Origin of the sequence: Colwellia echini (assembly GCF_002843355.2) — a bacterium.
GTDB classification, from domain to species: Bacteria; Pseudomonadota; Gammaproteobacteria; order Enterobacterales; family Alteromonadaceae; genus Colwellia; species Colwellia echini.
On sequence record NZ_PJAI02000003.1, the window covers coordinates 162,542 to 176,163 of the forward strand.

The following is a 13,622-nucleotide window of genomic DNA, read 5'->3' on the forward strand; positions in this document are numbered from 1 at the left end:
AGATCCTTCTGTGTACTTTTTTCTAGATTTAACATTCAAACCCAACTACCTGACCGATCGGACAGCTTTATTTGTTTTGGCATTACTCTTGCTTAGTTATTAGCAAAGAAAAGTCGCTATTAAATGTTTTACTTGAATACCAAGACTCATGTATTCAGTTAAATCACAGACTTCATTCGCTTATTAAATAGCGTACAAAGTAGAGTATTAAATGAATAACAATATTAATCAATATCCAGCAATATTTTGTGCTCATGGCCCCAAAAATTGGCAAACCACAAAACAAGGGGCATTGGCTGGTTTACGCCTCGGGGTAAAAGATTTATTTGCTGTTGCTGGAGAAAAAAATAGTGCAGGTAATCCTGACTGGTTTGCCCAAGCAGCTAAAGCAACGACCACAGCAAGCGCCATTGATAAGTTAATGGCTCAAGGTTGCCAATTCGTTGGTTTTACCCATACGGACGAAATAGCTTACAGCCTTGAAGGTAATAATATTCATTATGGCGTTGCAGAAAACCCTAAAGTAAAAGGTCATGCTTGTGGTGGTTCTTCCATGGGCTCTGCCGCAGCTGTTGCTGCAAACCTCGTTGATATAGGCTTGGGTACAGATACTGGTGGATCGGTTCGAATTCCTGCCAGTTATTGTGGTTTATTTGGTATTAGACCCAGTCATGGTGTTATTGCTAAAGATGGCTTAATTCCGCTGGCAAAAGACTTTGACACCATAGGTTGGTTAACAAATAGCGCCTCATTGCTACAAGAAGTCGGTGATGTGTTATTGCCAGCGCAAACCGTCAACCAGGTTAATACCTTGCTGGTTTGCGAACCGTTATTTGATTTAGTGGCTACTGAGTTACAACCCCTGCTTGAACAATCATTAACACAAGCTAAACAACACTTTAGCCATTGTCGCAGCTTTAACTTAGCCAATACCGAGATTATTTCAGAATTAGCGGATGCCTTTAGAATTCTCCAAGGACGCAATATTGCTCAACAACATGGACAATGGATCAGCGCTCAAAATCCGATATTTTCAGCTGCGGTAGCAGGACGTTTTACCATGGCTATGTCATTAACTGAACAAGAAGAGCGTGAAGCCTTAAAGGTTCAAAAAGCCTGGCAAAAAATTATGGCAGATAATTTAAATACTTCTACTTGTTTATTTTTGCCAACAACACCAACTACGGCCCCTAAAATCGGAGCCGATACCAGTACCTTACGCATGCAAATATTAACCTTATCAGCTATTGCAGGGTTAAGTCGCTCTGCGCAGGTACATTTACCTTTTAGCCAATCAGCACAAGGTCACCCTTATGGCTTTTCATTATTAATGAGCCAAGGTAATGACAAAAGTTTGCTTGAAACATGTCAAAATCTAGCGGCTAGTGCCGACACTACAATTTAGGTGGAAAGCTAATGACTCAAGCAAATATTGCTTTTACCGCGCCGCATGCTGATGCCACTGAAGCTGGTATTAATATTTTAAAAGAAGGTGGCACAGCCACAGAAGCTATGGTTGCCGCTGCCGCGATGATAACCGTCGTTTACCCGCACATGAATTCAATTGGCGGTGATGGCTTTTGGTTAATTGATAACCCAGAACAAAAGCAACCGTTCGCTATTGACGCTTGCGGACGTTCTGCCGCTAATATTAGTGATTACAACTCCCTGCAAACTATTCCAGCGCGAGGCGGATTAAGCGCATTAACCCAAGCAGGCACTATCAGAGGTTGGGAAGAAGCACTACGTTTAGACAAAAATAGCAAACTGCCATTATCAAGAATATTGGCGCCAGCTATTGATACTGCCAAACGTGGCTTCACTGTGTCAGCTAGCTTACAAGCTGCAAGTGAAAAGTTGGCAACTGTTGAACAACGTAATTCAGCTTTTAACGCGCTTTATCAGCCAAATGGCAGCACTTTAAAACAAGGTGATAACTTTAAAAGTTCAGCGTTAGCGAATACGTTTGAGCACTTAACTCGTCACGGTTTGTCATCATTTTACCAAGGTGAGTTAGCGCAATCGTTTGTAAAAGACTTATCGCAAGCAGGTAGCCCACTTACCGAGCAAGACTTACTAAATACAAAAGCCATTCAAGTAACGCCACTGACGGTGAATATTAGTGGTATTGACTGCTTCAATCTTCCTGCGCCAACGCAAGGTGTTAATTCATTACAAATTTTAGCGGTAATTGACCAGCTAAAACAGCAAGCAACATCAGAAGCTGACTGGGTTCATTTAATTGTTGAAGCTACTAAACAAAGCTTTACCAAACGCCCTGATTTATGGGCTGATCCGGTAATGTTAACCGACGCTTACCAACAAGCATTAAGTGCGCAAGTTATTGAAGCAATGGCTAACGATATTAGCATGAATAAAGCCAAACCTTGGCCGCTAGATGTTACACCGGGCGACACCGTTTGGATGGCTTCGCGCGATAAATACGGGCAATTAGTGAGTTTTATTCAAAGTATTTATTGGGAATTTGGTAGTGGCGTTGCCATGTCTGAAGGCGGCTTTGTTTGGAATAACCGTGGCGTGAGTTTCACCTTGGCGACTGACGCCATTAACACCTTATCTTCAGAGAAAAAGCCTGCGCACACTTTAAACCCAGCGTTAGCGAAGTTTTCAGATGGTAGACGCCTTGCTTACGGCACTATGGGCGGTGAAGGACAGCCACAAACTCAAGCCGCTATTTTTACCGGTTATGTTTGGCGTAATAAAACAATACAACAAGCAGTAGCTGACCCGCGTTGGTTATTAGGGCGTACGTGGGGCGATAGTAGTAATAACTTAAAAATAGAACAAAGCTTGGCTAACAGCATAGGCGGTAACTTAACTGCTCGAAGCCATGATTGGGTAAGCGTACCTGATAATAACGAAATGATGGGCCATGCTGGCGCCATACTCGATTCAACCGATACTTTAGAGGCTGCAACTGATCCTCGCTCTGACGGCCACGCTATTGTGGCAAAAGTAACTTAGGAAAATTAATGACTGAAATAATAAACCAGTGGCCTATTGTGGTCGCTTTAATTGTAACCGGTATCTTTGCAGGTCTTCTCGCGGGACTTTTTGGTGTAGGTGGCGGTATTGTTATTGTCCCTGTGCTGTATTTTTTATTACAAGGCTTTGGCGTAAGTCCTGAATCAGCAATGATGATTGCGACAGCAACATCGTTGGCAACCATAGTACCAACATCAGTATCGTCAATTCGATCACATTATCTTAAAGGCAATGTCGATGTCAGCTTACTGAAATACTGGGCACCATTTATTTTAATAATGGCTATTATCGGTAGCTTATTAGCTCACTATGTACGGGGTAATGCACTCACACTTATGTTTGCCATTATCGCCATTTCCGTCAGTTGCAACATGTTGTTTCGTGCGGGTGCACCTGCCCTTATGCAAAAACTTCCTGGCAAGTTCGGTCAAGGTATCATGGCATCAACTGTGGGTGGTTTATCGGTGATGATAGGGATTGGCGGCGGAACTATTGGTGTGCCTTTATTAACGGCTTTTAATGTTCGCGCTCATGTTGCTGTTGGTACTGCCGCTGTTTTTGGTTTACTCATTGCTTTACCTGGAGTACTTACCTTACTAGCTGTTGGTACAACGCCTACAGACGCGCCAATAGGAACACTTGGCTTAGTTAATATTCCAGCCTTTTTACTCATCATTCCACTGACCATTTTATTTGCCCCTATCGGCGTAAAAATAGGCAGTAAACTCGATCAAAAACAATTGAAACGTGCCTTTGCCGTAGTACTGATGCTGACGGGTATTCGTATGTTAATGCAAGCCACAGGAATATAATATCATGACCATAACAACAGACTTTCAAGTATTAAATCCGCCACAACGACTGTTAATGGGCCCTGGACCGATTAATGCCGACCCTAGGGTATTACGCGCTATGTCGGCGCAATTAATTGGTCAATATGATCCAGCAATGACAGGTTTTATGAATGAAACTATGGCACGTTACCGCGAAGTGTTTAAAACAAAAAATCAATGGACTATGTTGATTGACGGTACTTCGCGTGCAGGTATAGAAGCCATGTTGGTATCAATGCTTCGTCCGGGCGATAAAGTGCTAGTTCCTATTATGGGGCGATTTGGCCATCTACTGGCTGAAATTGCTGAACGCGCTAAAGCAGAAGTTCACACCATTGAAGTACCTTGGGGTGAAGTATTTAAACCCGAACAAATTGAAACTGCAATTAAAAAGATAAAACCACGTGTTTTAGCCATGGTGCAAGGTGATACATCAACAACCATGAACCAACCTTTGGAACATATTGGCGATATATGTGAAGCCAATGATGTGTTGTTTTATTGTGACGCGACCGCCTCTGTAGTCGGTAATCACTTACCGGTCGACAAATGGAAAATCGACGCCGTCTCTATTGGTTTACAAAAATGTTTAGGCGGCCCTTCTGGTTCAGCACCTATCACCCTCAGTGATAAATGTGCTGACTGGATCAAGCAGCGTAAAAAAGTAGAAGCAGGTATTCGCACCGTAGATCATGTCCAAGGCATTGAACCTTTTGTCCGTTCAAACTACTTTGATTTAGGCATGATCATGGATTATTGGGGCGAAGAGCGACTTAATCACCACACCGAAGCGACAAGCATGCTTTATTGCGCGTCAGAATGTGCGCGTATCGTTATTGAAGAAGGTGTTGACCAAGCCGTGGCCCGTCATCAATTACATGGCGGCGCCATGTTAGCGGGTGTACAAGCCTTGGGTTTAAAAGTGTTTGGTGACATTAGCAATAAAATGAATAATGTTGTCGCTGTTTACATACCTGATGAGGTAGACGGCGATACCGTGCGCAACCAAATGTTACTTGATTTTGGCATTGAAATTGGCACATCTTTTGGCCCCTTGCATGGTCAAGTATGGCGTATAGGCACTATGGGCTATAACGCGCGTAAAGATGCGGTATTACAAACCTTATCCTGTTTAGATATGTGCTTGCATGCCAATGGCTACAAAGGCCCGAAAGGCGAAGCCGCCCTTGCTGCATTAGCGTATTATAAATAGGATAAATGATGCCGATATTAGATCACGCCACAGCCAAAGCACATGCCCAACGTTCGTTAAATCGTTGTACAACCTTAAGTAAAATCAGTGCAATGCACGATGGCATCTTACGCCAATACTTAAGCATTGAGCATAAAGAATGTAATCGCGTTGTCAGTGAGTGGATGACAGCTGCTGGTATGAAAACCTGGCAAGACAGTGTCGGCAATCAATGGGGCCGTATAGAATCGACAACGCCTAACGCAAAACGGTTAATTATCGGCTCACACCTCGACACTGTGCCTAATGCTGGCGCTTACGATGGTATTTTAGGGGTAATGCTAGCCATTGAATTAGCGGATTTAGTCACTAAAAAGCAACTCGACTTACCATTTCATCTTGACGTTGTCGGTTTTTGTGATGAAGAAGGCACTCGTTTTGCCACCACCTTAATTGGCTCAAAAGCATTAGCCGGACAATTCGACGCTAATTGGCTATCAATCAAAGATGTTGACGGCATTTCAATGCGTGAAGCCATGATTGCTTTTGGTTTAGATACTGAAAAGTATGCTGAATCAGCGCTCAACCCTGATGAAATACTTGCCTATTGGGAAACCCATATTGAGCAAGGCCCGGTATTAGAGCATCAACAACAAGCACTGGGTATTGTTACCGCGATTGCCGGAGCCAAACGGGCAATGATTTCTTATACCGGTTGTAGTGGCCATGCCGGCACTACGCCGCTGCCTTTGCGTCAAGACTCCTTAGCTGGCGCTGCTGAATTAATAGTTGCCATAGAACAATTAGCCAAATCCGCTAATAACGGCGAAGTAGCAACTGTTGGCCAAATTGAAGCAAAACCAGGTGCTACCAATGTCATTCCGGGATTTACGCTCTTTAGTTTAGATGCCCGCGCCCAAGACGATAACGACCTTGAGGTATTATTAACTCAGATAAAACAGCGCGCTGAAACTATCGCTACCAAGCGCAAGCTCACCTTAGATTGGCAATGGACACATCAAGCCGCTGCCGTTGATTGCGATAGTGACATTAAAAATCTGTTGCAAGCAGCGTGTCAACTCAATAACGAAAATTCACCTTTATTACCTTCCGGTGCAGGCCATGACGCTATGGCTGTTGCGCCAATTTGCCCTATGGGTATGTTATTTATTCGCAGTCCCGGTGGTATCAGCCATCACCCAAAAGAAGCAGTTATCGATGATGACATTGTTAAAGCCATAGCGGTACTGTATAGCGCGATTGTTATGCAAAAAGAAAAAATGCTAAACTAGTTAGACTCGCTTAGTACCCCATAAGGCTAAGCAAGCACCAAACTAACTCGACAGATTAACACGCAAGTCACTGTCATAACTCTATTTTAAAATACGAGCTATGGCAGAGATCTATTCTCTTTTTATTGTCCATGCTCCTTAACACAGGCAGGATTATGAAACAGCAGCACCTTTGGATTAAATCACCCCTAACGGTTTATACCGCAAATAACAACAATGCAGATAACGGCATTGTCATCGATACCCATAGCGGCATTATTATTGAATTAGTCGCAGCAGGCTGTCAGCCATCATCAACAATTGACGAAACCTTTGATGCATCAAAACTGGTACTATTACCAGGCTTGATCAATACCCATCATCATCTGTATCAAACACTAACCCGGGCGTTACCCTCAGCCATTAATAAGTCATTATTTCCTTGGTTAAAAAGCCTTTATCCAATTTGGGCTAAGTTAATGCCAGACATGGTATGTACCTCAACCCAACTTGGCTTAGCAGAGCTTCTTCTTTCGGGTTGTACCACAGTTGCCGATCACCATTATTTATTCCCCCAAGCTATTGAAGATGCTATCGATATACAAGTTGCCGCGGCACAAGAGATCGGTTGTCGAGTTACCCTTACGCGCGGTTCTATGAGCTTAGGCGAAAAAGACGGTGGTTTACCACCGCAACAAACCGTGCAAACCGATGAAGCCATCCTTGAAGACTCTGCCCGACTGATTAAACGCTACCACGACCCTAAAGCCGGTAGTATGATCAATATTGCTTTAGCACCGTGTTCGCCCTTTTCAGTCAGTACTGAACTGATGAAAGAAACCGCTAAGCTTGCGCGTCAACACCAGGTGATGCTGCATACCCACCTCGCTGAAACCGAAGACGAAAACAACTTCTGTTTAAACATGTTTGGCTTACGCCCGCTTGATTATTTAGAGTCGGTTAACTGGTTAGCCAGCGATGTCTGGTTAGCGCATGGCATCCACTTTAACGATGAAGAAATTAACCGTTTAGGCAAAGCTAAGATAGGTGTAGCTCATTGTCCGTCGTCAAACATGATATTAGCCTCAGGCATTTGTCGCACCAAGGAGCTAGCGGCTGCAGGTGTAAAAGTCGGCCTAGGTGTTGATGGTTCCGCTTCAAACGATGGTTCAAATATGATGCAAGAAATCAGACAAGCGTTATTGATTAACCGTTTACGTTATTCTGCCGATGAGGTCACGCATTTAGATGCGCTTTACTGGGCAACTAAAGGCTCTGCTGAGGTATTAGGTCGTGATGATATTGGTGAACTTGCTGTCGGCAAACAAGCCGATATCGCCTTATTTAACACCGATGAGTTACGATTTTCAGGGGCTCATGATCCCTTAGCTGCCTTAGTTTTATGTGGTGCGCACAGTGCACAAGCAGTTATGTGTCAAGGCAAGTGGTTGGTCGAAGGTGGCATATTAACATCGCAGGATACAGACGCTATTCGTCATCGTCATCATGCCCTTGCTAAGCAACTTGTTAGCTAAAGTTCTAGGTTAACACCATGCACTGACGTCACCAGTTAACGGTAGCAATACACTACCAATTGAACTACCAATGAATACACTGAAACAATGACAAAAAAAGCATAAGCCAGGGTGATAATTCACCCTGGCTTATGCTGAGTCGCTATAAGTATTAGTAGCGGCTATATACCGTATTCTTCAAACAGCTTTTTCAACGATGGTTTATTTTCAACAATTTCATCATGGGTTAAGCCATCAAATTCATGTGGAAAAACAATCCACTCTTCCGTTTTATGTAAAAAGTAATGTGGCACTAAACTCGTTTGGTTATTCGACGGTTTATACCAAGGCGTTGCAATACGAATATCTTCAGGGGTATTACGACGACACTTTTGTTTTAAAACATCAAGAAAGGCTTTAATACTTAACCCAGTATCAAAGACATCATCCACAACCAATAAGTTGTCAGTACAATTAATATTCTTGTATATATAGTCCATACCATGAACGCGCACTTTTCTATCTTGTTTACCAATACCAGTATAAGACGAAGTACGAATACTAATGTGATCGGTATGAATACCACAAACATGTAAGATTTCTTGTACCGCAATACCTACAGGTGTGCCGCCACGCCATAGCGCGACAATAAAGTCAGGTTTAAAGTCACTTTTATAAACCTCTAACCCTAATTTAAAAGAATCATTGAGTAACTCTTCTGCACCAATGTAGTATTTTTTAGTCATTTATTGTTCCTCAGATTATGCTCAATACTTTATGTTGGCCATTACTCGCCAACATAAAGTCAGGTAATCGTAATAACATCATCGCCATGACTACGTACTTACCTGCAATATAACTTTATGATTTTGCGTGATTTAGGACTTTGCTATTCTATGATAGCCTTCGTATAAGCAAAATAGTATGTACTTATTATGAATAAACGCCATCCATTATATTAATTAAGCTATATTAATTAAGCTTGCCTTCAACCCCATCAACCAAGTAATTCATTTTTAATAGCTCGCTGTCTTGTGGTATTTCGCCTGCAGGTACCATAATTTCGCCCGCTTGGTTTTTCAGTGGTCCCGCAAAAGGATGTAACTCACCCGACGCTATTTTTGTCGTTAAGACTTCCACGTCGGCAATAACATTCTCAGGGATCACTTCATTAAATTCTCCTAATCTTGTCATGCCAGTATTTAAACCGCCCCAAACATTTTCAGACTGCCAAGTACCATCTAATACTTCTTGTACACGCTGCTCATAAAATTCATTAAAGTTATGAATAACCGCTGTTAAATGGGCATTTTTACCGTATTCACTCATGTCAGAGTGACTACCTATAGCATAGATACCCGCAGCTTCAGCCGCTTGTACTGGTGCTGGTGAATCAGTATGTTGGGTAATAACGTCAGCGCCCTGGTCAATTAAACTGTCAGATGCTTCACGCTCTTTACCTGGATCAAACCAACTATTTACCCAAACAACTTTCACTTTAGCGTCAGGTTTCACCGATTTAAAACCTAATGTAAAGGCGTTAATACTGCGAAGTACTTCTGGAATAGGAAATGAAGCGACAAATCCGGCAATATTTGATTTAGACATATGCGCAGCAATAACTCCTGACAAGTACCTACTTTCATACATACGATCAAAATAAACACCAACATTTTTTGCTTGTTTGTAACCTGTGGCATGCTCAAATTTAATATTCGGGTAGCGCTTAGCCACTTTAATGGTTGGGTTCATATAACCAAAAGAGGTGGTAAAAATTAAGTCATGGCCTTTTTTTGCCAATTGTCTAATAACACGTTCTGAATCAGCACCTTCAGCAACACTTTCAACATAAGTTGTTGATACTTTATCACCAAACTTTTTTTCAACATGCTTACGCGCTTCATCGTGAGTATAGGTCCAGCCTGCTTCACCTGTTGGGCTAACATAGACAAAACCAACTTTTATGGTGTCTTTGGCAATAGCGCCAAGCGACGTTGTTAATGCCAAACTCATGGCAAGGGTTTTAACTAGGTGTTTCATAATATTCCTTAATATTTTCTCAAAGTATGATATTCATTAATTGATTGCTAAAAAGCATTTGGCATTAATTATTTCTATGCCAAGGCTTGGCTAAAGACATAGGTTCAAATAGCTTTAAACGCTCTTTATCTTTACTTAACATTACCAGCACAACTAAGGTTGCCACATAAGGCAGCATTGCTAATAAGTTTGAATCAATCGATAACCCTAAGCCTTGCGCAACTAAGTGCATAATGCTCGCAAAGCCAAATAAATAAGCGCCTAGCATGACACGTTCAATACGCCAGCTAGCAAAAACCACTAACGCCAGTGCTATCCAACCACGCCCTGCTGTCATGTTCTCGGTCCATAATGGTGTATATGCCATCGATAAATAACCACCGGCTAAGCCGGCACAAGCACCACCAAACATTACCGCTAAATAACGAATACGCATTACCGGCAAGCCTAAACTACTACCAACCTCAGGGTTTTCACCTGCCGCACGAATCGCCAATCCGCCACGGTGGTGTTTGAAAAATAAGTAAACAACTACCACTAACACCCAGCTAAAATAAACAATGGCATCTTGAGCAAAGAGTGGTTTACCAATTAGAGGAATATCTTTCAACGCACCTAAAGCAAGTTCAGGTAATGCCTCAACTGTTTTACCTTCATAATCAGCACCTAAAAAGGCAGATAAACCCGTACCAAAAATAGTTAAGGCTAAGCCTGTTGCTACTTGGCTGGCATTTAAGTTCAAAGCGATAAAGCCAAAGAGCAGTGAAATAAGCACCCCGGTTAACGCCGCAACCGCAAAGCCAATAAACAGACTGTCGCAATGATACATAGCGATAAACCCCGCAACAGCACCTAATAACATCATGCCTTCTTGTCCTAGGTTTAACACACCGCTTTTTTCACAAACCATTTCACCCAAAGCCACCAATAACAATGGTGTGCCGGTACGAATAGTGGCGTATAAAATATTAGTAATAAGATCTAAATCCACAGCAACTTACTCCTGAATTTGAGCAGAGATTTTGCTCGGTGTTAGAAATTTGGGACGATATAAACGCACGCGATAACGAATGATCACATCGCACGATAATAAGTAAAACAACATTAAACCTTGGAATATACCGGTAATAGAATTAGGTAAACCCGCTTCTATTTGCGCCATTTCGCCGCCCATATAAATAAGTCCCATCAATAAACCAGCTAAGGTAATACCTACCGGATGAAGTCGCCCTAAAAAAGCAACAATAATCGCGGCATAACCAAAACCTGGCGATATTTGTGGTACCAATTGGCCAATAGGTCCGGCAACTTCACTGGCTCCTGCTAGACCCGCTAAAGCGCCTGATACTAATAACACCATGGCAATCAATTTATGTTGTTTATAGCCAGCCATTTTCGCTGCTGAAGGATCTAATCCTAATACTTGAATTTGAAAACCAGCAAAAGTTTTACTCATAAAAGTCCACGTCGCCGCAAAGGCAAGTAGTACAAACAACAAACCTAAATGCAGGCGTGTATCCTCAACCAAAATGGGTAATAACGTGCTTTCACCAAACAAGGCACTTTCGGGAAAGTTGTAGCCGTTTGGGTCTTTTAAAGGCCCGTGCACAGACCACAATAAAACATTAAGGGCAATATAGTTCATCATTATCGTGACAAGGGTTTCATTGGTATTAAGACGCAGTTTCATAAACGCTGTAATACCAGCCCACGCCATACCACCAATCATGCCAGCGACAATCGTTAGCGGCATCGCCAAAAAACTGCTTGAGTCGACAAATTGCACTGCCACCGCTGTGGCACAAATACCACCAATGAGTAATTGCCCTTCTGCGCCAATATTCCAAATAGAGGCACGAAAACATAATGCTAAGCCATAAGCACACAGTAAAATAGGAATAGTTTTTACAATAAGCTCGGTTAAACCATACCAATCAGAAATGGGCTCAATAAAAAAGATATACAAGGTCTCAACAGGCGGCTGCCCTAACGCGGCAAATAAGAAAAAACCCGTAATCACGGTAAGAATAACCGCTAAAACCGGGGAAAAATAAGTCCAAAACGGTGAGTTTTGCACTCGCGCTTCTAATCGCATCATGAGTGTGTTGCTCCTTTAGGTGAAGGGGTTACGCCTTGTGTATCATCGTCAGCAAAATCACCTGCCATCCACTGCCCTAACTGCGGTAAAGGTAACTCATCAGTGGGTAAAAATGGCGAAAGCTTGCCATCACAAATAGCACCTAAGCGATCACTCACTTTGTATAATTCATCAAGGTCTTCAGAAATTATCAAAATAGCGCAGCCTTGGTCTCGTAAATTTAATATCGCTTTATGTATTGCAACCTGCGCGCCAATATCAACACCCCAAGTAGGATGTGACATTAATAAAAATTTCGGCTGCTGTTCCACCTCACGACCAATAATAAATTTTTGTAAATTACCCCCAGACAAACTGGCGGCATGCGCATGGTTACCAGCGGTTTTTACTTTGTACTTCGCAATAATTTTATCGGCGAGTGCGACTATTTTATTTTTATTTAAAAAACCACGGTTTACTAAGCCATGATCAAAACTAGTCAGTAAAGTGTTCTCACATAAATCCATGGTAGGTACAGCACCTCGACCTAGTCTATCTTCAGGGACTAAAGCCATACCAAGACGACGACGTTTTAGCGGTGACATGCCATCAACCACTTGCTGAGCAAATTTAATTGAATTGCCATGTTTTTGTGTTTCTTCACCAGAAAGAGCTTTTAGCAACTCTTCTTGACCATTACCCGCAACACCTGCAATACCAACAATTTCGCCCTTTTTAACTGTTAAGTTGATATTTTTAAGCGGTATATCAAACATAGCTTCTGCTTTAATTGATAAATTATCGACAGAAAGAAATACCCCAGAGCCTTCAGCTCTCCGAGTTTCATTACTAATAGGCGTGTCATCACCAACCATCATGCGCGCAATAGACGCGGGAGTTTCTTCTTTAGGAATACAATGACCACTGACTTTACCGGCACGTAAAATAGTGGCGCTGTCACATATATCAGTAACTTCATGTAATTTATGACTAATGAAGAGCACCGAACAACCCTCTTTCTTTAACGTACGTAAGGTTTTAAACAACTGGTCAACTTCTTGAGGTGTCAGTACCGAGGTAGGCTCATCGAGTATTAACAACTGAATATCTAGTAATAAGCAACGGACAATCTCTACACGTTGGCGTTCACCGGTTGATAAGCTTGATACTCGTCGCTCGGGTGATAACGGCATACCGTATCGCTCAGACGTTTCTTTAATACGTCTTGCTAAGGTATTAGGGTGCCCTGCTTGTTCTCCTAGTGCCAACGCGATATTTTCAGTGATTGTTAATGTTTCAAATAACGAAAAATGCTGAAAAACCATACCTATACCTAACGCGCGCGCAGCCGCTGGATCTTTAATATCAACAAGTCGACCATTCCAAAAAATTTCACCTTGGTCAGGTTTTACAACACCGTAGAGTGTTTTAATTAAAGTACTCTTGCCAGCACCATTTTCACCAAGCAATGCATGGATCTCTTTATGCTTTATATTGAGATTAATACCGTCATTCGCTTTACATCCGGGGTACTGCTTAGTCATCCCCTTCATCATGACTCTATTTTCTTTATTCATTTAATAGCACCTACACACTGCTTTATTTATTACGTAAAGTAGTTATTATCTATTTTATTGACCGAGTGGTCAGGTTTGGTATAAAGAATGCAATAACTTGACCAGTATTTAA

The 13,622-nt window shown here is 42.1% G+C and carries 11 protein-coding genes; 6 read left to right on the plus strand and 5 right to left on the minus strand.

Annotated elements, in window-relative coordinates; translation table 11 throughout:
• The first annotated feature begins 211 nt into the window (after nt 1–211).
• From CWS31_RS04675 to CWS31_RS04700, 6 genes are all read left to right on the plus strand, one after another.
• On the plus strand, nt 212–1,405 hold the full coding sequence (locus CWS31_RS04675) for an amidase (RefSeq protein ID WP_101344714.1): 1,194 nt from the start codon (nt 212–214) through the stop codon (nt 1,403–1,405).
• Nucleotides 1,406–1,416: 11 nt separating this feature from the next.
• Entirely contained in the window at nt 1,417–2,985 is a 1,569-nt protein-coding gene (locus CWS31_RS04680; protein ID WP_101344715.1) for a gamma-glutamyltransferase family protein, read from the plus strand.
• Nucleotides 2,986–2,993: 8 nt separating this feature from the next.
• Complete coding sequence (locus CWS31_RS04685) at nt 2,994–3,818, plus strand: sulfite exporter TauE/SafE family protein (protein ID WP_101344716.1); 825 nt, start codon at nt 2,994–2,996, stop codon at nt 3,816–3,818.
• Nucleotides 3,819–3,822: 4 nt separating this feature from the next.
• Nucleotides 3,823–5,052, plus strand: coding sequence for a pyridoxal-phosphate-dependent aminotransferase family protein (locus CWS31_RS04690; RefSeq protein WP_101344717.1), 1,230 nt, complete (start codon nt 3,823–3,825; stop codon nt 5,050–5,052).
• Between the two features lie 5 nt (nt 5,053–5,057).
• Complete coding sequence (locus tag CWS31_RS04695; RefSeq protein WP_101344718.1) at nt 5,058–6,323, plus strand: allantoate amidohydrolase; 1,266 nt, start codon at nt 5,058–5,060, stop codon at nt 6,321–6,323.
• A 155-nt stretch (nt 6,324–6,478) separates the two neighbouring features.
• Nucleotides 6,479–7,837, plus strand: coding sequence for an 8-oxoguanine deaminase (locus tag CWS31_RS04700; protein ID WP_101344719.1), 1,359 nt, complete (start codon nt 6,479–6,481; stop codon nt 7,835–7,837).
• A 161-nt stretch (nt 7,838–7,998) separates the two neighbouring features.
• Here CWS31_RS04700 and CWS31_RS04705 read toward each other — a convergent pair whose 3' ends face one another.
• The 5 genes from CWS31_RS04705 to CWS31_RS04725 form a co-directional block, all read right to left on the minus strand.
• Nucleotides 7,999–8,562, minus strand: a complete 564-nt coding sequence (locus CWS31_RS04705) for a phosphoribosyltransferase (protein ID WP_101344720.1) — start codon at nt 8,560–8,562, stop codon at nt 7,999–8,001.
• Nucleotides 8,563–8,788: 226 nt separating this feature from the next.
• Nucleotides 8,789–9,856, minus strand: a complete 1,068-nt coding sequence (locus CWS31_RS04710; protein ID WP_101344721.1) for a BMP family ABC transporter substrate-binding protein — start codon at nt 9,854–9,856, stop codon at nt 8,789–8,791.
• 64 nt (nt 9,857–9,920) lie between these two features.
• A complete protein-coding gene (locus CWS31_RS04715; protein WP_101344722.1) occupies nt 9,921–10,847 on the minus strand; it encodes an ABC transporter permease in 927 nt (308 codons plus the stop codon).
• Nucleotides 10,848–10,853: 6 nt separating this feature from the next.
• A complete protein-coding gene (locus tag CWS31_RS04720; protein ID WP_101344723.1) occupies nt 10,854–11,954 on the minus strand; it encodes an ABC transporter permease in 1,101 nt (366 codons plus the stop codon).
• A complete protein-coding gene (locus CWS31_RS04725; RefSeq protein WP_101344724.1) occupies nt 11,951–13,510 on the minus strand; it encodes an ABC transporter ATP-binding protein in 1,560 nt (519 codons plus the stop codon). The genes CWS31_RS04720 and CWS31_RS04725 overlap by 4 nt, the downstream gene beginning before the upstream one ends.
• Nucleotides 13,511–13,622: the final 112 nt, after the last annotated feature.